This is a genomic window from Sporosarcina luteola (assembly GCF_007991495.1).
Taxonomy (GTDB): domain Bacteria; phylum Bacillota; class Bacilli; order Bacillales_A; family Planococcaceae; genus Sporosarcina; species Sporosarcina luteola.
In genome coordinates this window covers 1-18,816 of the sequence record NZ_BJYL01000055.1, presented here as the reverse complement: position 1 = coordinate 18,816, position 18,816 = coordinate 1, and the positions used below count along the sequence as shown (strand labels likewise).

Below are 18,816 nucleotides of genomic sequence, written 5' to 3'. Positions count from 1 at the left end.
TACGAACTCCTTATCAAGGTTGGATGCTCTCCATATAAGAAATGATTTCCTCTTCAGTCATTTCTGTTGTAATGATTTTAGTGATTTTCCCATCTTTATCGATTAGGAAAGTTGTCGGAAGCGGGACAATATTGTAAAGGTCCCTGACATCTTTCGTTTTATCAATAACAATCGGGAAAGTCAGACCGTATTGTTGGCTAAATGTATCCACCTTCAAATTGGATTCACCAATATTGACAGATAATACATGTACCCCTTTATCCGCGAAAGACTTATACTGGTCTTCTATGTACGGCATTTCGCGTTTACACGGCGGACACCACGTGCCCCAAAAATTCAGAAATACACCTTCTCCTGCGTAATCGGATAGCCGATGCTTGTTCCCTTTCGAGTCAACCAACTCAAAATCTGGCGCTTTGTCACCTACCGCAAGAACCTTCACCTTGTCTTTTGAAAAAATTGAAAAGATAATAGCTGATGCTAATAGAAGTAGTACGACGGTACGAAAAATGAGGCGTGACCGCTTTTTTTTCACTTTGGACAACTGGATAGCCCCCCTAACAATAATAAAGATGCCAGATACAATTATAGCAAAACAACTATTGAAGTAATTGTGAAGTCGTGATAGGTTTGTGAACGTTTCTCAACAAAAGCGCAGGGTGGCTTATGACCCTAGCGGTTGCCACCCGGGGTCTAGACGGAATAAATGAGCAAAGCACGCTTACCCGATTTTACCTGTTTCCGCAAGCACTCTTAGCTGTTTCACTTCATGTGTCGTCAATTCCCTTGCTTCACCTGCATTCAATCCGCTTGTTGTCAGCATCGCAAAAGATTCTCTTCTCAGCTTTTGAACAGGACAGCCGATTGCATCGAACATTCTGCGCACTTGCCGGTTACGGCCTTCGTGAATTGTGATCTCGATGATTGCTGTCCCTGTCTTCTTGTCAAAAGACTGCATTTTCACTCGTGCAGGGGCAGTCATGCCGTCTTCAAGTTCAATTCCGCGCTCCAGCTTTTTCAATGCATCTCGTTCAGGAATCCCTTTCACTTTGGCTACATACTTTTTCTGGATGCCGAACTTCGGATGGGTCATCAAATACGAAAAGTCACCATCATTTGTCATTATAATGATGCCGGAAGTATCAAAATCCAGTCTTCCAACCGGGAATATCCGCTGTTCAATCATAGGAAGCAGATCGAGTACGGTCTTCCTGCCTTTCTCATCACTAACCGTCGATATATAGCCTCTTGGTTTGTATAGCAAGTAATAGACGAATTGTTCCTTGACGAGCTCCACGCCTTGTACTTCAACCCGGTCTGCACGTGTCACCTTCGTCCCTAGTTCTGTCACGACTTTTCCGTTCACTTTTACCATTCCATCAACGATGAGCTTTTCCGCCTTTCTGCGGGATGCTACACCTGCTTGAGCCAGTACTTTTTGTAATCTTTCCATAATGACACCTTCCTTCCACCTCAAAAAATTATGTCATATTTCACCGCAAATGAAAAGAAGACCGACCTAATATCGTCAGTCTTCCCTTTTTTCACTTGTAAATTTCCACTTCAGCAGAAATGAGCAGCTCATTGTTCAATGATACCGTCCATGTCCCTGCACCTTTATCACCTTGGTTTCGGGGAATGTAAACGACATGGGATACCCTTTCCACTTCGTTCTTATTCAATAAAAGGACAATCGGGCGCTTCAACTCTCCATTGACCCCGGGCAATATGCGGTACTTCCCTTTTTTCGCAACAGTAACAAGGTCATATTGTTGGAACGTCGTATTTGCCAATTGCTCATGCACGTTCCAATCGTTTCCATTATTCAACGTAACGACGATCAGTCTTTTGTCATCCTTCTCAAAATAGGTTGCCAAGGTTCTGCCCGCCGCCTTCGTAAAACCCGTCTTCCCGGCTATGACAGCATCATTTGTATGAATAAGACGATGTTTGTTTCGCCAACTTTTTACTTCATCCCCTTTACGGTAAACAAAGTTTTCAGCAGTAGCTATTTTACGGAATTTCTCGTTCTTCATTGCAAAATAGAGCATAAGGCCGGTCTCGTATGCCGTTGAAAGATGCTCTTCATGATGAAGCCCTGATGGGTTTTTGAAAGTTGTCCTTTCCATGCCGTAAAATTGCGCTTTTTCATTCATCATATCGACAAATCCATCAACCGAGCCACCCGCATGTTCCGCCAATGCGAACGCCGCGTCATTTCCCGATCGAAGCATTAAACCGTACAGCAATGCATCACTATCCATTACCGCACCTTGTTGAGAATAGATGGATGAACCTTCTGCAGAAGCCGCTGCTGGCGAAATGACAACGTCTCCATCTGCACCGCTCTCGATAAACGTCAATGCCGTCCACATCTTTGTCAAACTCGCAATCGGCAATTGGACATTTTCATTAGATCCGTCCAACAAGCGGCCGGTATCGGCATCGATGACCGCCCAGGCACTTCCCGCAGCCGCGCTTTTAGGAAGCGTCGTAAACATCATAGATAGAAATAGGACAATTACGATCGCCCATGTCCGTTTCAATCATTTTTTCCTCCTTCATCTGTAATTTCAAATGCTTCTTGGAATTTTGTCATAAATAGGTCGGTATCCCCAAACGATTCCTCATCATTTTCAATTAAAGGAGGAAGCATTTCGATTGATTCCAAACCGAATTTATCGAGAAATAATTCGGTAGTGCCATACAGGATTGGTCTGCCGCTGCTCTCAAGACGGCCTTTCTCCATAATAAAACCTTTTGCAACAAGCGTTTGAATCGGGCCGTCTGATTTAACCCCACGTAAGTCATCGATTTCAACCCGCGTTACTGGCTGTTTGTAGGCGATGATTGCCAACACTTCAAGCGAGGCTTGCGTGATTGAATTTCTCGTAGGGTTTTCAAGCATCCGGAGAATGTCATCAGCAAATTCCCCTTTTGTAACAAGCCGGTAGGAACCGCCGTACAGTCTCAATGTAATGCCGGAATCTGCTCTGCCTTCATAATTCAATCGTAATTGTTCCGCAATGACAGCAGCCGATTCATCATCCGTCTGTAGCAACGTCGCGATATGCTTTAGTGTTAAGCCATCATCACCCGCTATGAATAAAAAACTTTCCAACATGCCGATGATTCGTTCATCAATGATTTCCATAATGCCCCTCCACTCTTGCCTTGATGATCATCTTATCGAAGTTGTCTTCCTGCAACACCGTAATATCAAGCCTTTTCATTAATTCCAATAAAGATAGGAAAGTGACGACTAAGTCTTCAACATCTCCTTCTTCGAATAGGGTGTCAAACTCGCATCTACCGCCACGCCTTTCAAGCAATGTCATAATGTTATCCATTTTCTCGCTAACCGAGACCTCAGATTTCATAATTTTAGCGCTTAAAGGGGCACGAAGTTTTTTCCTTTCAAGCATCTTCTGAAAAGCACCGATCAAATCGAACACATTCATTTTTTCATCGGATTCTGTTTCGGCGATTTCACCATAAGCGGATAAATCGCCAGGAATTTTTGTGAAATGGACTGCTCGGTCGTCTGCCGATTCCTTTAACGAATTAGCGGCTTCTTTATATCTCTTGTATTCAATCAAACGGGCAACAAGTTCATCCCGCGGGTCGTCTTCCATTTGGAATTCAGATGAGTCATCCAATGCTTCCCCTTCATGAACAGGCAATAACATTTTACTTTTAATTTCAATTAAAGTGGCGGCAAGAACGAGATACTCGCTTAGTTCATCCAGTTCCAATACACGCATAGCGTGAAGATGTTCTATGTATTGACTTGTCAGTTCGGCCATCGGTATATCATAGATATCGATTTCAAGTCTGTTGATTAAATGTAATAATAGATCCAGGGGCCCTTCAAAAGCCTCGAGTTTAACTTTGTATGTCATTATGATTCCTCCGTTTTGGCAGCATTTGCAATACGAGTATGTAATCGTTGATTTTCGCTACAGGCGGACGCTTTCCGCGGGCGTCACTTCAGCCTCCTCACTTCGCTGCGCTCCGTTGCGGGGTCTTCTGCTGACGCTTATCCCGCCGGAGTCGCCGCCTTTCGCTTCAATCAACAAATTTATAAGTAATATGAAGAAAGGACTGATTCGATGGAACCGTATAAGCATCCGCTTTTCTTAAAGTTTATTGTTTATTTTAATAGGAATCAAGACTACTTTGAATGCCATGAGGTGTTGGAGGAGTACTGGAAATCCATTCCCAATTACTCGAAAGAGCATCCGTTGACTGCTTATATATTATTGGCGACAGGACTTTATCATTGGAGAAGGTCTAATTTCAACGGTGCTTATCGGACACTCTTGAAAGCGGAGAGACGGTTTCTTGACTTCCCAAAATTCCATGAGGCTTTTACGCATGGCATCGATTATGTACGATTACTTGACAATACAAATCAGGCAGTTGAGAAAGTGAAAAAAGCCGAGCCGTTCTCGTCTTTCCAACTATCGTTAAATTCGGACGAGCTGAATGCTTTGGTTGATGAAACTGCTGCTTCCATGCATTTACTTCCTTTGAACAGTGATACCGTCATTCATAAACATATGCTACGAGATCGCAATGATATTCTTGCTGAACGCGAAAAGAAAAAGGGCAGACCATTATGATCTGCTCCTTTCCCCTATTTACGAATCTTTACTTTCCCTATCCATGCATCTTTTCATGAAGGACTCAGTATACTCATTACTTTTACATTCCAAGTTAGGAAATAGTTCCGCAAGCTTTGCAATCATTTCACTGCCAATGCCTTCTCCTCTGAAAGAAGGGTTGACGGATAAATGCATGACCGTATAGGAATGCTCATCCAATACAATCCCGACAAGACCAATAAAATCCTCTTCTTGTTTCAGAAGATACAACTGCCAATCGTCATCATGCTCGTACTGATGTATCGTTTCTTGCAGTTTTTTTACGGCTTTTTCTCCGGGCATATACGAAAGTAAGCCCATGGCGATTTTTTCATACGTTTTTTTGTATCGTAAAAGTATCAATGGAATCCCTTCTTTTCAAAAAATCCTCAATTGTATTCTTTTCGCCAGCATGAAAACGGAAACAACCGTTGAATAAAACTAATCGTACATGATAGATGGTAATATATCAATGATCGAGAAAGTTCATTTATTCGGTCCCGTAAAAGGAGCAATAAAGTACCAGTACACTGCCCCCCAGATGCACGCAACGAAAAGTATGAGCAAAAAAAGGGTCATATTACGTTTTCTCATGATGAAACTCCATGTTCTGTCTTCTGTAATGGGACGTCCAGTCTAATAATATCTTCATAGGTTTCCCTTCGAACAACTAATTGATGTTGTCCATCCTCACAAAACACGATTGCCGGCTTTGGAAGACGATTGTAATTACTGGCCATGGAATATGTGTATGCACCCGTACAGAAAATGGCGATGATATCACCTTCAACAGGTTCAGCAATGTAAGCATCTTCAATGAGCTTGTCTCCAGATTCACAACATTTCCCAGCAATTGTTACTTTATCAGAATGAGGATCTACCATCCGATTGGCCGTTACTGCCGTATATTTAGCTTCGTAAAGAGCGGGACGGATATTATCGGACATGCCTCCGTCGACAGCGACATACGTTCTGATACCAGGAACTTCTTTCATAGCGCCTGCTGTATATAATGTCGTACCGGCATCACCAACAAGCGATCTGCCTGGTTCAATCCAGATTTCCGGAACCGGATAATTATGCGTACGCGTCATTTCCAATACAACTTTCTCCATCTCTTCCACGTAGGCAGAAGGATGTAGTGGTGTATCTTCCACAGTATAGCGTATTCCGAAGCCGCCTCCTAAGTTTAAAACCGAACAGATGAATTTGAATTTTTCACGCCAATCGACCATTTTATTCATAAGGGCGACTGCTGCAAACCGGAAAGCATCGGTTTCGAATATTTGGGAACCGATATGGCAATGCATCCCTAACAGGTTGATGTACGGGTGATTATACAGTTTAAGGAATGCGTCATCCGCCTGTCCATTTTTCAGGTCGAATCCAAACTTGGAATCTTCCTGGCCTGTCGTAATGTAATCATGGGTAGAAGCATTCACTCCGGGAGTTACGCGCAAGAGCACATTCATCTTCTCTTGGCGCGCCTCCGAAATTTCTTTCACCATTTCAATTTCCAAAAAGTTATCAACGACAATGCAGCCTATACCTTCATCAAAAGCGAATTGAAGCTCTGTATAGCTTTTGTTATTCCCGTGAAAATGGATTTTCTCACGGGGAAAGTCCGCTGCAACTGCAGTGAAAAGCTCCCCACCGGATACAACATCCAATGAAAGATCCATCTGCTTTGCAACCTCATAAATGGCAATGGAAGAAAATGCTTTGCTTGCATACGCTACTTGCGCGTTAATCCCAGCCTTTTTGAACGTTTCTTTAAAAGCTTTTGCCCGCTCCCTAAAAAGGGCAATATCATATACAAGCAAAGGGGTTCCATACATATTTGCGAGATCTACTGTATCTACTCCGCCGATTGTCAAATGGCCATGATTATTCACAGATTGAGTTCCATATAGATGCATATTCCATTCCTCCAAGTCATATTGATAAAACCTTATCATAACTGGGAGCTCAGAATCAATCCTCTACGAAAGCCTATTCCTATCTGGAGAATCCGTTATAAATGGTCTTGGGGCATCGATTGTCATTGGGAATCTAATGAGCACCCGCTTCATAGCCTGAGGGAAAAACGGTACTAATGGCCACATATATGGCACACCCATCGGCTTAAGAGAAGCTAAATAATAGAAAAGAAATACGGTTCCTAAAAAGAATCCTGGAGCACCCAATATGCCGGTCAATATGAGAATGAATACCCTGAAAATCTTCGTTGTTAAACTCAATTCAAATGACGGGATGGCAAAAGTAAAGATGGCGCTAACCGCCACGTATAAAATTACCTCACCCGTGAACAATCCAACATCGATGGCAACTTGGCCAATGACAATTGCAGCAACGAGCCCCATCGCCGTCGTCATAGGAGATGGCGTATGGATTGCTGCCATTCGAAGCACTTCGATGCCGATATCCGCAATAAGCAATTGCAAAATTAACGGAATAGAACCAGGATCATTCGGCCCAATGTAACTCAGCATGACCGGTAAATATTGTTGATGAGTAGAAAGCAAATACCAAAATGGGAGAAGGAACATACTAAGCAACGCCCCGAATAGTCGTAGCCATCTTACAAATGTACCTGTAAATGGAGATTGCCGGTATTCCTCCGCATGCTGCAAATGATGAAAAACTGTTACTGGAACTAAAATTGCAGAGGGGGATGTGTCGACAATTATAGCGATATGCCCCTCCAAAAGATGCGCGGCGCAAATATCCGGCCTTTCGGTGAAACGGACAAACGGCATTGGGTGGAATCTTTGCTTGAACAAGAATTCTTCCAACGATTTATCCGTCATCGTCAAACCATCATGTTTGATATCATCCAGTCTTCCGCGTATGTAAGAAAGATGCTCCTCACTGGCAGCACCTTTCATATACGTAATTGCCACATCTGTTTTTCCATTTACCGATGTTTGATGCATTTCAAAACGAAGATCTTCTGTTTTTAGTCTTCTTCTTACAAGGGCAGTATTAATTATGATGTTTTCAGTAAAGCCGTCCCTTGAACCTCTAATGACCTTCTCCGTATCCGGCTCCTCCGGCTGCCTGCCCGGAGAACTTCGTAAATCCGCCACAAATGCATAGCCATTCGGCAAAACAAACCCGACAAGTCCGCTTAAAATAGCAGTAAGGAATTTATCCTTGTCATCCGCATCTTCCAATGCGTAATAAGGAAAGTAATTTAGAAACCATTCAGGGTCATCTTTATTTCCATCATTCTTTTCAAAGCCCTCTTGCATTTCCGTCAAAAGGGTTGTTAATGTCTGCCCGTCAATGAGGCCGTTTATATAGTACATCAGGACAGGCATTCCCCATAAGTGGACAGTTTTTGCAGTCGCGTCAAATGTTTCATCTATACCAAATTTACTTTGGAACCATTCTTCTCCATCTTTCAAAGATGTGAATAACTTCGCCATTAATTAATCCGTCCTCACTTTAATGTCACTTTCTTCTGGTTGCGAGCTCATCCATGTCTTTAATTGGGCAAGGATCTTCTTTTCCAAACGGGAGACCTGCACTTGTGAAATGCCAATCCTTTCAGCGATGTCGCTTTGTGTGTAGTCCAAATAATAACGCATGTAAATGATCGTCTGATCTCGTTTACTCAGCTTGGACACGACGTCTCTTAGCGGAATATGATCGAAAAACCGTTCCGACCTGTCATCGCGCAACTGATCCATCAACGTCAAACTGTCTCCTTCGTTCTCGTAAAGCTGCTCGTGAAGGGATGCCGGATCTCTCAATGCGTCCGAAGCGAGGATTACCTCATCCACTGTCACTTGCAAGGCATCGGCAATTTCTGAAACAGACGGCGATTTGCCATGATGCTTAATATAATCATCCGTCGCATGCCTGATTTTAAAACTTAGTTCCCGTATGGAACGACTCACTTTCACCATGCCATCATCCCTTAAAAACCGTTGGATCTCTCCTACAATCATTGGGACTGCATACGTGGAAAATTTCACTTCATACGATAAATCGAATTTGTCAATTGACTTCATAAGACCGATACATCCAATCTGGAACAAATCTTCCAGATCCGCTCCCCGGGATGCAAAGCGCTGAACGATGGACCAGACAAGTCGAGTGTTGCCTTCCACCATCATCCGTCTCGCTTCTTTATCCCCTTCTTGGGATTGTTGGATCAGCGTTCTCATTTTTTCCTGGGACAATAGGGCATCTTGTTTTTCAACAGACGTATCCATCGGTCACCTCATTCTGCTTGCTTCCGTGACCGGAGAAAACATTTTCTCGAATCGCACAACCGTTCCATTTCCGATGGAAGAATCGACAGATAAACTGTCTGAAAAGCTTTCCATAATCGTAAATCCCATACCCGATCGTTCCATAAGGGGCTTCGTCGTGAACATCGGCTCCATTGCCTGTTCCACATCGAAAATCCCATTTCCTTGGTCTTCGACAGTCATACTCACTTTATTGCCATCAATCAACGCACGAATCGTAACCATGCTTGTTCCGTCACAATCATAACCGTGAATGATCGCATTCGTGACAGCTTCAGAAACGATCGTTTTAAACTCAGAAATCTCTTCAAGCGTCGGATCCAAAGGCGTGATGAAACAAGTCATGGCCATCCTCGCCAACGCTTCATTTTCTTCAATTGCGACGAACGATAATGTCATTTCATTTCTCATATAAGACCCCTCCGATTTCACCAATTACACTTTCAACCGAGCCATGTCTGATGTTGGAACCCAAGCCTGAAAAATTGAAGATTTTTTCCATCGTAGGGGAGGGATTTATAATAAATGTTTCCCCATTGTAAGGTGCAAGATCACGCATCCTTCCTAAAATAAGTCCGATGCCCGCGCTATCCATAAACCCAAGGCGGCTCAAGTCCCAAATGATTCCCCGTACTTTTCCTGTGAAGATGGACGATGAAATTGTCGAACGAATCCTGTTTGCCTGCAGATTGTCCAACTCTCCCGCCAATGTTACAACCACAATGTCATCAATCTGATTAATATCAGCCATGCTGAATCCCTCCTTCATGCGGAACACATTCAACACAGGACGTGGAAAACCCTTTCACCTGACATAACTAGTCACAAGGTTTGCAAATATTCTATTTTTCGACATTCGATATTACCTTTAAAAGCCTATCCATTTTAAGGACGGTTTACACATGAAAGGAATTAAATTATAGGTGGGGATTGGGCGGTGGCGTGGTAGGTTGCTTTGGGCGCGTGAGGCGGGGGGTTGGACGCGAGGTGCGGTGGATTGGACGCGGGGCGGATGGCTTTGGACGCGGGGTTGAGGGCTTTGGACGCATGGAGCGGTGGATTGGACGCGAGGTAAAGGTAACACTTGTTGGCATAATAAAAAAACCATTCCTTCATCATTTTTTGTTCAAAGAATGGCTTCTGCGACACAAGCTGGTGGACCGGTTCCTTATTAAGTATTAAAAAAACCATTTTACTCTGCCGCAATTCGCTTGTTAATCATTTATGTAACTTACGACCTTGTTAATATAGCTTTCTAAAGGCTTGCCGGTATCTATAACTAAGCAAGGATAGCCAGTTGGTTTTTTGCTGTTTTCAATCGTAAATTTAAAATCACTTTCAGACCGGATTTCTTTAATTTGACTGATCTTGCTGATTCGGGTTTTTAATCGCTTATTCACCTCTTCGAAATCGTTAAGATAGCATTCAACATATTTGTATGTAACGTTATACTTTTCGGAGAGGCCTATTCCTTTATCAACCATTTCTTGGTAGAGGCAAGGACTATCAAAAATCACACTTTGTCCTTGCGACAATTGAAAATCAATTAAAGACCAATCAATATCATACGAAATCTTACCGGCCAGTTTCATGTCGATTTGCTTGTCCTCTATTGATTTTAACAAAGCAGATTTTACAATATCATGGTCGATTACGATCGCGCCCGTTCTCTTGGCAATTTCTCGAGATAGCGTGGATTTCCCAGAGCCCGGGAAGCCAGACATTTGAACAAAAAACATGATTAATCCTTACCTTTCTCTATTAAATAAACCATATTGCAATAGAGTAGCACTCGCTTATACAGCGACCGCATCCAATTGCTTCATAATTTCGTTATATGTTTTGCTATTAATTACAGTTCGCTAAGTACCCCACAAGCATAAAATAAAAACTGTAATGCCCCGGTTGCAGCGCAACACTGACTGACAATCAACGATTAGGCAAAATTTTCCTTTTTCTTCTGTTTCCTTTTATGAAAATAGAGCCAGATAAAAAAGAGTGTTGTTGGTATTGAAGGAATTCCTGCTAGTATTTCTCTTGGATATTCAGTAAACAGTAAAAGGAGTATTTGTACAATCACAGTTGGCACCATAAAAACCAGCCACATTTTAATTACCTTGTTTTTAAAACTAAGTTCAAATCGATCACTCATTTGCTGCACCCCTTCGTCTATAAATTGGTCCGCCCGCACTACAACGATACTTTTAAATTACGCCCTGTCCATGATCGGATTGTTAACCTTTATCTTTCAATATCCTAAGAAGCTGTAAACCATCGGATCTATAACTACTATACCCTCCCATCCACCGAGGGTATTTAACAGGTATTAATGTAGCTACAAATTGGAAAAAGTTAAAAAGTGTTGACCACCAAAACAAAACCATTGTTTATCGTAATACATTTTGTAGAATCAAAAGATTTTCCTCCAAAAAGGATGCATTCCTTTCAATTCCACGGCGTTTGCACCAACCAATACTATTAAATGCATCGGTGAATTGGTAAAAAGGCAATACAACTTCTAAATCAATTAACGGTCTTATCGTGTTATAGCCTTCTTGATAAGACTGATACAAATTATAATCAAACCTTAAAAAATCACGATAAATTTTAGTGAAATCGATTTCTGTTGAGCCGAATCGTACACTTTCGAAGTCGATCACGCCTGACACCTTATCTCCATTCACAATTATATTGGCTGGACGAAAATCCATATGTATGAAGCTCGGACCATCTGGAAGCGGAAGCTGGCATTTCATGTTTTCAAATTTTTCAATCGCCTGACTGTATAAATTTTCATCCAAAACGTTCTTCACATCTTCAGCAAAACTGTAGAATTGGCGTTCCACAAAATTAGACCAGGTTGGAAATTCATTTTTTATTCCAGTTAACTGAACTGCAGCAGGGGGCGGAATTTGATGCATAGAGGCATGGAGGACCCCAACCTGAAACGCTATTGTGGGTGAAAGCTTTTGTGATAGCGGTTGCCCTTTTAATTCAGACAATAAGAATGCGCCGGGACACTCCTCATCGCCAGACCAAAAATCTAACATCTTAGGAATTGAAACGCTATCTTTTAAGATTTCATAAGCTTCCAACTCACGCTTACACTTCAATTTCGTGAAAGGTATTTTTATAAAGACGTTTTCCCCATTCAGCAAACAGCATTTAACAACTGTTGAACTATGGGAATCTTCAACCTCATGAATGGCTACTACATTCAAGTTGAATTGTTGAATGACTCGGTTTAACATTTAGCTCCTCCTTTTCCTGAATGAAGAAAGAATTCTTTGATAACTGGCAAGCTTTCAACTATCATACCATGTTCAAAATGTCAGCAGCTTGATTTTCTAACTTTTATGGACGCTCAGAATTTAATTAACCAAAACATACTTTTCCGCATCACAATGTAATTGAACCGCAACGAAACGAAATCGGGTCGTATCACAATGAAACGGGCGCAACACAATGAAACCGGCATGCAACGAAATCAAATCAATTTGCATCACAATCAAATCATTCGCAACGAAACAAAGGCAAGCCGCATCACAACCAACCCTGCTCAAGGGCAATAAAACCCTTCCACCGGCTTATCAAACAGCATAAAAATGTCTTTAAAATACGTCTCATCGACCAACTTATCCAGTACGCCCTTGAAATACCCCGGTAAATTGCGGATCACTTTCTTTTTCGTCGCCATGACAGTGATCGTCAATGCACGATATGCAAGAGCGTCGAATACGTCCTTGTCATCTTTATAGATTTCATACTTCAACATCCGTTCAGAGATCGCTTGATGAATTCCGTAGAATTCACGGGCCTTTTTTGTTTCTCCAATTGTGGCAAGAAGCAAGTCTTTCATCCGACTGAATAGACTTGTGGATAACTTTGACGGCTCATGATGAGACGTGTAGTTAAGATCTTTAGATTTTAATAGAGATTTAGAAAGAGAGGCTTCGTCTGCCAGATGCTGCTCGTTTTCCGCGTTGTTATGAGGTTTATCGTCATGGTCACGATTGTTCATTTTCCCCTGGTCATCAATCGGTAAAATAATATAGATGTTAGCGCCTAGCCCGCTCATGACGGGACGGATATAGTGGACTTTCTCGATAATCCCCAAGCTGACAAGTTTGCGAATTGCGCGTCGAACCGTTGCATTTGATTTCCCGATTGCGTCTTCTATCGTTTCATGTTTCAAATGTGCTGCACCGTACTTCACCGAATAGCGGCGGATCATGTCGAGCACTTGGCGATCCGATTTTGTCAGCTCATCCCAATGACGAAACAAGTGCTGTTCTGCTGCTGCATCCATTTCTTCAGTTGTCGCGAATCGTGCGTATTCCTTCAAGTAGTAAGTCATTACAATTCCCCCTTTTACCCCCTATATAGATGGGTGGGGTCAAAAAGGATACTTGCCATTAAAAGATTTTCAAAATGCATCTAAATACCTATTCTTTTTTTCTTCTATAATTTAAAAAACCATTCCCCGAACAGACTAGCTGCTCAAGGAATGGTTTCTCTCAACTATTATTGTGTAATTGTTTCTCGGATCAATGCAGGTGCATCCTGTACTTTATCCGAAATATGAATATGGTTTTGAATCATTTCAATCGATTTTTTTACGTTTTCATTGTTTGAATGAATAATTGCCAATGGATCACCGGCTTTTACTTCATCGCCGATTTTCTTTTTTAGCATAATACCGACTGCCAAATCGATTTCGTCTTCCTTCGTCGCTCTTCCCGCTCCAAGCAGCATTGCAGCGACGCCGATTTCGTCTGCTTCCATTTTTGAAATGGTCCCGGAAGACAGTGCAGGGACTTCGATTTGATATTTTGCGGTTGGTAATAATGATGTATCGTGAATAATGCGTGCATCGCCGCCTTGTGCTTCAATCAATCGGCCGAACAGCTCCAATGCCGTGCCGTCTGCGATAACTGCCTCAAGCATTTTTCTAGCTTCCTCAATCGAATCCGCTTTTTTACCGGCGACAATCATTTTGCTTCCTAGGACAAAGCAAAGTTCCGTTAAATCTTCAGGTCCTTCTCCTTTAAGTGTGTCGATCGCTTCTTTCACTTCAAGTGCGTTTCCGATCGCAAAGCCTAAAGGTTGGCTCATGTCGGAGATGACTGCAGTTGTGTTGCGCCCTACTTGGTGACCGATTGAAACCATCGAACGTGCCAACGCTTCAGCATCTTCCAAGGTTTTCATGAATGCGCCGTCGCCCGTTTTAACGTCTAAGACGATTGCATCGGCACCTGCCGCAATCTTTTTACTCATAATGGAGCTTGCAATAAGCGGAATGCTGTTGACCGTAGCAGTTACATCGCGTAGTGAATACAATTTTTTATCTGCAGGCGTCAAGTTGCCGCTTTGTCCGATGACAGCAAGTTTAAGGTCATTCACCTGTTTGACGAACTGTTCTTCGGTTAGCTCGATATGAAATCCTTCGATCGATTCAAGCTTATCAAGCGTGCCGCCAGTATGCCCTAAGCCTCTTCCGCTCATCTTGGCAACTGGAACACCACAAGCAGCTACTAAAGGGGCCAAAATAAGCGTTGTCGTGTCTCCTACCCCGCCAGTAGAGTGCTTATCCACTTTCAACCCTTCTATTGCTGATAAATCAATCTGGTCACCTGATTCGACCATCGCCATCGTCAAATGGCCTTGTTCCTCAGCTGTCATCCCTTTGAAGTAGACGGCCATTAAAAAAGCGCTTGCCTGATAATCGGGTATGGATCCTTCTGTATATCCATTAATGAAAAATGTAATTTCCTCTTTTGTAAGCGTTTCGCCATCTCTTTTTTTCTCAATAATATCAACCATCCTGAACACAGCCATCACACCTTTTCTATTAATGAACTTAAGAAGCTTTCCCCGAATTCAGGTGAATTCACTTTAAAATTGTCTGCAATTGTTGCGCCGATATCCGAAAACGTTTTCCGTAAAGGCAATTTTCCACCTTCTTTAAAAGAAGGACTATATATGACAAGCGGCACATATTCCCTCGTATGATCGGTCCCGCTATGCACAGGATCATTTCCATGATCAGCAGTGATGATCAATAAATCATCTTCATGAAGTGAATTCATGATTTCAGGTAAACGAGCATCAAAGTCTTGTAATGCATTTCCGTAACCAATCGGATCCCTACGATGGCCGTATAACGCGTCAAAATCCACTAAATTAGTGAAGCTCAGTCCGTGGAAATCAGATTTCATAACATCAAGCAGTTTGTCGACGCCATCCATATTGCTCACTGTCCTTACAGCTTCTGTGACACCTTCACCATTGAATATATCAGATATTTTACCGACCGCGATGACTGCGTGTCCGGCATCTTCCAGCTCATTCATAACTGTTCGGCCGAAAGGTTTCAATGCATAGTCATGACGGTTCGTTGTACGGATAAAATTACCCGGTTCTCCGACAAATGGTCTAGCGATGACTCGCCCGACGAGATATTCTGGGTTTAGTGTAAGTTCTCGAGCGATTTCACAAATGCGATATTGCTCTTCAATGGGAATGATGCCTTCATGCGCAGCAATTTGAAGAACTGGATCAGCTGAAGTGTAGACGATAATGGCACCCGTTTCCATATGTTCCTGGCCAAGTTCCTGAATGATTCCAGTTCCACTGGCAGGCTTGTTGCCTATTACTTTTCTTCCGGTCCGCTTCTCCAGTTCATCGATCAGTTCTTGCGGAAATCCATTCGGATACACTTTGAATGGCTTATTAATATTAAGGCCCATCATTTCCCAGTGCCCTGTCATTGTATCCTTGCCGACAGATGCTTCTTGCATCATTCCATACATGCCAATAGGATTCGGTTCGACAGCTATCCCTTCGATTTCCTTTATGTTCGACAAACCTAATTTCCCCATATTCGGCATTTTTAAGCCGCCCATTTCTTCTCCGATATGTCCAAGTGTATCTGCGCCTTCATCGCCGAATAAGTGAGCATCTGGAGCCTCTCCAATTCCGACCGAGTCAAGTACGATTAAATGAACACGCTTAAATTTATTTCTTTCCATGTCCGTCCCTCCAGTTTTTCGCTATATTGTCTTCCGCTTTTCTCTGTCCAGCTACAGGCGCTAGGGAGATGCCTTAATTTCTGCAAAAACCGCAGAAATACGGCAAATCGAACCCTGCGCAGTTCGACTTGCTCGGGTCATAAGTCAAAGCTGCTCTGTGGCAAAAACCGCCACACCGCATCTTCGCCTTATGCCTGTCGCATCTGAGCAAGCGCCTTCCGCTTTTCTCTTATGCTCTCGGATGGTATTTCACATATACATCCTTCAGTCTAGCCTTGCTGACATGTGTGTAAATTTGTGTTGTTGAAATATCTGAATGCCCAAGCATTTCTTGAACGGCACGAATGTCTGCGCCATTCTCAATGAGATGTGTAGCAAATGAATGACGTAAAATATGAGGAGTCAGTTCTTTTTGTATACCCGCTTTCACTGCATACCCTTTAATTATTTTCCAGCAACCTTGCCTCGTCAACCGGCCGCCTCTCATATTGACTAAAAAAGCATCCGTTCCTTTCGTTTTCGATATGAAATCCGGTCGCGCCTCCCTTATGTAGCTTGTACATGCGTTTATCGCGCCACCTCCCAAAGGAACGATCCTCTCCTTGCCGCCCTTGCCAAAAACTCGGACAAAGCCCATGGATAGATGTACGTCATCCATATTTAACCCAATCAGTTCGCTTACACGCATCCCTGTACCATAAAGTAATTCCAATAAGGCGATATCTCTTTTCCCTTGCAATTTTCCACTCTCCGGCATGGATATCAGTTTGTCCACTTCTGCAACGGATAGTACTGAAGGCAATTTTTGATCAATCTTCGGCATTTCCAAATGGACAGTTGGATCTTGAGATGCTACTTTTTCACGTAATAGAAATTGATGAAAGGATCTGACGGATGAAATATGCCTCGCGATCGTACGGGATGATTTCCCTTCCTCCTTCAGCTGATGCAAATGCTGCAAAATAACTGAACGATCAATTTCGTCAATCGCTTCAATTCCGATTTTTTCCATTGAAACAATATATTCAACTAAATCTCGTTTGTAGGAAGAGATGGTGTTTTTGGATAGTTGCCTTTCCACTTTGAGAAAGTGGATATAATCTTCCAACGCAAATCTTCCATCTTTCATTTCATGCAGGCAACATTGTGCATGCCTTTCTCCCTCCCCCGCTCATAAATGACAAAAAGGGACAGCATCACGCCATCCCCATTTCACTTTTTACTGTCATTTCCCGAAGACTTACAACTTTGGCAAGTCCCGTGGAAGGTCAGCCAGTGGTCTTTTACATTAAATCCGTAACGGCTTTCGACAATTTTTTCAACATCACCTAAAAGATCTTCCTGTATTTCGGCAACTTTCCCGCACTCTATGCAAATAAGGTGATGATGGAAACGAGACGCCCCTTCTTGACGTAAATCATATCGGGAGACACCATCTCCAAAATTGATTTTGTCGACAATTTTCAGCTCTGTTAGAAGCTCCAATGTCCGATAGACTGTTGCAAGTCCGATTTCAGGGGCTTTCTCCTTAACGAGTAAAAAAACATCTTCAGCACTTAAATGATCTTCTTCATTTTCAAGAAGGACCAAGACCGTAGCTTCCCGCTGAGGCGTCAACTTATAGCTGGCCCCGTGCAGTTGCTTTTTGATCCGTTCAATCCGGCTCTCCATATGACGCCCCCCTCAACACTGAATCCATTATATCAAAAGGGCGTTGAGTGTGACAACATAAAGGAAATATGAAACTTCCAAAAGGGTTAACGGATAAGAAAATGGAATACTGTCATTTCTATCAAAAAGGCCACTGCACATATCGCGGCCAACACAGGTACGGCTTGTAGATTTCGACCTTTGCGCGAAATCTTATTAAAATAAGGCGGACTTAATACGACACAATATACTAAGAAAAGAAGACATATTAAGAATTGGAACGGAAACCACCAAATTGTATATGCCCATAATTTCATTCCAGATGATAGTAGGAAAGAAGACGATAATCCGAAGAGGACGCATTTAATTGCTCCCACTAGCAATATGGCATGCCGCGTTTTACTATTCATCGACAATAGAAATGCGATGACGAAAAATAAAATTAACGCTAGTATAGGTTTGAGAAATAGCCCCTCACTAGCCGAAATGACTCTAGGGTCAAAGAAACCTATCCATTTTTCGGATGCTGCTACTGGAATTTCTCTGAATAACAATGCCCCGCCGATATAACCGACGGTTAGTACGATAAATAGATGGATAAATGATAAGGAACGGACCATAGGTTTCACCTCCGCATCGTTTCTATAACCTATGCTTGTCCGTTCCTAAATAGCTCATTTATTTAAAAGTTTTTTTGCGTGTAGGATCGCAAACGCTGTCTTCGCATCATAAATTCGCTCATCCAGCACCATCTGCTCTGCTTCTTCGATTGTACATTCAATCATATGAATGAATTCGTCTTCATCACCTGCAGCTGGCTTGTCTATTTTATATAGTCCAAGAGCTACAAAAATATGAATGATTTCATTTGCAAATCCGGGTGAAGTTGCGAATGACTGTAAATAGTCAAATCGATTGGCTCCGTATCCCGTCTCTTCTTCCAGTTCACGAAGCGCAGTTACTTCAATATCTTCGCCTGGCTCGATTTTGCCTGCTGGAATTTCGATGATGGAGCGGTTTAATGCTTTTCTATATTGCTTGACAAGGATTAGTTTCCCGTCATCCATTATCGGAATGACGGCGACTGCTCCCGGGTGATTGACAAGCTCTCTTTTCGCCCGGTTCCCATCGGGCAATTCTACCTCCTCGACACGAAGAGAAATGACTTTCCCTTCAAACAATAAATCGGTTGAAATCGTTTTTTCCTCAAATTGATTCATTCCACTC

General features: G+C 42.5%; 22 protein-coding genes. 1 reads left to right on the top strand and 21 read right to left on the bottom strand.

Annotated features, from left to right (window positions below):
* Positions 1 to 13 precede the first annotated feature (13 nt).
* From resA to SLU01_RS16530, 5 genes are all read right to left on the bottom strand, one after another.
* The gene (resA, locus tag SLU01_RS16550; protein ID WP_147060416.1) at positions 14 to 535 is read right to left on the bottom strand and encodes a thiol-disulfide oxidoreductase ResA; all 522 of its coding nucleotides are present in this window, start codon (positions 533 to 535) and stop codon (positions 14 to 16) included.
* A gap of 186 nt (positions 536 to 721) precedes the next feature.
* Positions 722 to 1,453 carry a pseudouridine synthase gene (locus SLU01_RS16545; RefSeq protein WP_147060395.1) on the bottom strand — a complete coding sequence of 244 codons (732 nt, stop codon included), beginning with the start codon at positions 1,451 to 1,453 and terminating at the stop codon, positions 722 to 724.
* Positions 1,454 to 1,544: 91 nt separating this feature from the next.
* Positions 1,545 to 2,546 carry a D-alanyl-D-alanine carboxypeptidase family protein gene (locus SLU01_RS16540; RefSeq protein ID WP_147060393.1) on the bottom strand — a complete coding sequence of 334 codons (1,002 nt, stop codon included), beginning with the start codon at positions 2,544 to 2,546 and terminating at the stop codon, positions 1,545 to 1,547.
* Positions 2,543 to 3,154, bottom strand: a complete 612-nt coding sequence (gene scpB / locus SLU01_RS16535; RefSeq protein ID WP_147060391.1) for an SMC-Scp complex subunit ScpB — start codon at positions 3,152 to 3,154, stop codon at positions 2,543 to 2,545. Before scpB ends, SLU01_RS16540 begins: the two co-directional genes overlap by 4 nt.
* On the bottom strand, positions 3,141 to 3,902 hold the full coding sequence (locus tag SLU01_RS16530) for a segregation/condensation protein A (RefSeq protein ID WP_147060389.1): 762 nt from the start codon (positions 3,900 to 3,902) through the stop codon (positions 3,141 to 3,143). Before SLU01_RS16530 ends, scpB begins: the two co-directional genes overlap by 14 nt.
* A 210-nt stretch (positions 3,903 to 4,112) precedes the next feature.
* Here SLU01_RS16530 and SLU01_RS16525 point away from each other — a divergent pair, with 210 nt between their 5' ends.
* Entirely contained in the window at positions 4,113 to 4,625 is a 513-nt protein-coding gene (locus SLU01_RS16525) for a DUF309 domain-containing protein (RefSeq protein WP_147060387.1), read from the top strand.
* 18 nt (positions 4,626 to 4,643) lie between these two features.
* On the opposite strand, the gene SLU01_RS16520 is transcribed toward SLU01_RS16525, so the two are convergent.
* From SLU01_RS16520 to SLU01_RS16445, 16 genes are all read right to left on the bottom strand, one after another.
* On the bottom strand, positions 4,644 to 5,006 hold the full coding sequence (locus tag SLU01_RS16520; protein ID WP_147060414.1) for a GNAT family N-acetyltransferase: 363 nt from the start codon (positions 5,004 to 5,006) through the stop codon (positions 4,644 to 4,646).
* Positions 5,007 to 5,236: 230 nt separating this feature from the next.
* On the bottom strand, positions 5,237 to 6,565 hold the full coding sequence (gene lysA, locus SLU01_RS16515; RefSeq protein ID WP_147060385.1) for a diaminopimelate decarboxylase: 1,329 nt from the start codon (positions 6,563 to 6,565) through the stop codon (positions 5,237 to 5,239).
* 63 nt (positions 6,566 to 6,628) lie between these two features.
* Positions 6,629 to 8,077, bottom strand: coding sequence for a spore germination protein (locus SLU01_RS16510; RefSeq protein ID WP_147060383.1), 1,449 nt, complete (start codon positions 8,075 to 8,077; stop codon positions 6,629 to 6,631).
* Between the two features lie 3 nt (positions 8,078 to 8,080).
* Positions 8,081 to 8,869 (bottom strand): SigF/SigG family RNA polymerase sporulation sigma factor, encoded by a 789-nt coding sequence (locus tag SLU01_RS16505; RefSeq protein WP_147060381.1) that lies wholly within the window; start codon positions 8,867 to 8,869, stop codon positions 8,081 to 8,083.
* Between the two features lie 3 nt (positions 8,870 to 8,872).
* The gene (gene spoIIAB, locus SLU01_RS16500) at positions 8,873 to 9,319 is read right to left on the bottom strand and encodes an anti-sigma F factor (RefSeq protein WP_147060379.1); all 447 of its coding nucleotides are present in this window, start codon (positions 9,317 to 9,319) and stop codon (positions 8,873 to 8,875) included.
* Positions 9,309 to 9,659, bottom strand: coding sequence for an anti-sigma factor antagonist (locus tag SLU01_RS16495; RefSeq protein ID WP_147060377.1), 351 nt, complete (start codon positions 9,657 to 9,659; stop codon positions 9,309 to 9,311). Before SLU01_RS16495 ends, spoIIAB begins: the two co-directional genes overlap by 11 nt.
* Positions 9,660 to 10,122: 463 nt before the next feature.
* Positions 10,123 to 10,647 carry a P-loop nucleotide/nucleoside kinase family protein gene (locus SLU01_RS16490; RefSeq protein WP_147060375.1) on the bottom strand — a complete coding sequence of 175 codons (525 nt, stop codon included), beginning with the start codon at positions 10,645 to 10,647 and terminating at the stop codon, positions 10,123 to 10,125.
* Between the two features lie 197 nt (positions 10,648 to 10,844).
* Positions 10,845 to 11,060, bottom strand: a complete 216-nt coding sequence (locus SLU01_RS16485; protein WP_147060373.1) for a hypothetical protein — start codon at positions 11,058 to 11,060, stop codon at positions 10,845 to 10,847.
* Between the two features lie 235 nt (positions 11,061 to 11,295).
* Complete coding sequence (locus SLU01_RS16480) at positions 11,296 to 12,159, bottom strand: aminoglycoside phosphotransferase family protein (protein ID WP_147060371.1); 864 nt, start codon at positions 12,157 to 12,159, stop codon at positions 11,296 to 11,298.
* Positions 12,160 to 12,467: 308 nt separating this feature from the next.
* Positions 12,468 to 13,265: a helix-turn-helix transcriptional regulator gene (locus SLU01_RS16475; RefSeq protein WP_147060369.1), complete on the bottom strand. Its 798-nt coding sequence runs from the start codon at positions 13,263 to 13,265 to the stop codon at positions 12,468 to 12,470.
* 167 nt (positions 13,266 to 13,432) lie between these two features.
* Positions 13,433 to 14,746 carry a pyrimidine-nucleoside phosphorylase gene (locus SLU01_RS16470; RefSeq protein ID WP_147060367.1) on the bottom strand — a complete coding sequence of 438 codons (1,314 nt, stop codon included), beginning with the start codon at positions 14,744 to 14,746 and terminating at the stop codon, positions 13,433 to 13,435.
* Positions 14,746 to 15,939 carry a phosphopentomutase gene (gene deoB, locus SLU01_RS16465; protein WP_147060365.1) on the bottom strand — a complete coding sequence of 398 codons (1,194 nt, stop codon included), beginning with the start codon at positions 15,937 to 15,939 and terminating at the stop codon, positions 14,746 to 14,748. Before deoB ends, SLU01_RS16470 begins: the two co-directional genes overlap by 1 nt.
* 229 nt (positions 15,940 to 16,168) lie before the next feature.
* Complete coding sequence (xerD, locus tag SLU01_RS16460; RefSeq protein WP_147060362.1) at positions 16,169 to 17,068, bottom strand: site-specific tyrosine recombinase XerD; 900 nt, start codon at positions 17,066 to 17,068, stop codon at positions 16,169 to 16,171.
* 83 nt (positions 17,069 to 17,151) lie between these two features.
* A complete protein-coding gene (gene fur, locus SLU01_RS16455) occupies positions 17,152 to 17,610 on the bottom strand; it encodes a ferric iron uptake transcriptional regulator (RefSeq protein WP_147060360.1) in 459 nt (152 codons plus the stop codon).
* Between the two features lie 86 nt (positions 17,611 to 17,696).
* Complete coding sequence (locus SLU01_RS16450; RefSeq protein WP_170232737.1) at positions 17,697 to 18,209, bottom strand: hypothetical protein; 513 nt, start codon at positions 18,207 to 18,209, stop codon at positions 17,697 to 17,699.
* A gap of 54 nt (positions 18,210 to 18,263) precedes the next feature.
* On the bottom strand, positions 18,264 to 18,809 hold the full coding sequence (locus SLU01_RS16445; protein ID WP_147060412.1) for an NUDIX hydrolase: 546 nt from the start codon (positions 18,807 to 18,809) through the stop codon (positions 18,264 to 18,266).
* Between the last annotated feature and the right edge of the window lie 7 nt (positions 18,810 to 18,816).

Excerpts from the sequence above, each read along its gene's own strand:
- spoIIAB (WP_147060379.1), bottom strand. The coding sequence starts at position 9,319 with ATGAGAAATGAAATGACATTATCGTTCGTCGCAATTGAAGAAAATGAA.
- SLU01_RS16545 (WP_147060395.1), bottom strand. The coding sequence starts at position 1,453 with ATGGAAAGATTACAAAAAGTACTGGCTCAAGCAGGTGTAGCATCCCGC.
- SLU01_RS16490 (WP_147060375.1), bottom strand. The coding sequence starts at position 10,647 with ATGTTTTTTGTTCAAATGTCTGGCTTCCCGGGCTCTGGGAAATCCACG.
- SLU01_RS16480 (WP_147060371.1), bottom strand. The coding sequence starts at position 12,159 with ATGTTAAACCGAGTCATTCAACAATTCAACTTGAATGTAGTAGCCATT.
- SLU01_RS16525 (WP_147060387.1), top strand. The coding sequence starts at position 4,113 with ATGGAACCGTATAAGCATCCGCTTTTCTTAAAGTTTATTGTTTATTTT.
- SLU01_RS16450 (WP_170232737.1), bottom strand. The coding sequence starts at position 18,209 with ATGGTCCGTTCCTTATCATTTATCCATCTATTTATCGTACTAACCGTC.
- SLU01_RS16505 (WP_147060381.1), bottom strand. The coding sequence starts at position 8,869 with ATGGATACGTCTGTTGAAAAACAAGATGCCCTATTGTCCCAGGAAAAA.
- deoB (WP_147060365.1), bottom strand. The coding sequence starts at position 15,939 with ATGGAAAGAAATAAATTTAAGCGTGTTCATTTAATCGTACTTGACTCG.
- SLU01_RS16445 (WP_147060412.1), bottom strand. The coding sequence starts at position 18,809 with ATGAATCAATTTGAGGAAAAAACGATTTCAACCGATTTATTGTTTGAA.
- SLU01_RS16530 (WP_147060389.1), bottom strand. The coding sequence starts at position 3,902 with ATGACATACAAAGTTAAACTCGAGGCTTTTGAAGGGCCCCTGGATCTA.
- SLU01_RS16485 (WP_147060373.1), bottom strand. The coding sequence starts at position 11,060 with ATGAGTGATCGATTTGAACTTAGTTTTAAAAACAAGGTAATTAAAATG.
- scpB (WP_147060391.1), bottom strand. The coding sequence starts at position 3,154 with ATGGAAATCATTGATGAACGAATCATCGGCATGTTGGAAAGTTTTTTA.
- SLU01_RS16495 (WP_147060377.1), bottom strand. The coding sequence starts at position 9,659 with ATGGCTGATATTAATCAGATTGATGACATTGTGGTTGTAACATTGGCG.
- SLU01_RS16470 (WP_147060367.1), bottom strand. The coding sequence starts at position 14,746 with ATGGCTGTGTTCAGGATGGTTGATATTATTGAGAAAAAAAGAGATGGC.
- SLU01_RS16475 (WP_147060369.1), bottom strand. The coding sequence starts at position 13,265 with ATGACTTACTACTTGAAGGAATACGCACGATTCGCGACAACTGAAGAA.
- SLU01_RS16510 (WP_147060383.1), bottom strand. The coding sequence starts at position 8,077 with ATGGCGAAGTTATTCACATCTTTGAAAGATGGAGAAGAATGGTTCCAA.
- xerD (WP_147060362.1), bottom strand. The coding sequence starts at position 17,068 with ATGAAAGATGGAAGATTTGCGTTGGAAGATTATATCCACTTTCTCAAA.
- fur (WP_147060360.1), bottom strand. The coding sequence starts at position 17,610 with ATGGAGAGCCGGATTGAACGGATCAAAAAGCAACTGCACGGGGCCAGC.
- lysA (WP_147060385.1), bottom strand. The coding sequence starts at position 6,565 with ATGCATCTATATGGAACTCAATCTGTGAATAATCATGGCCATTTGACA.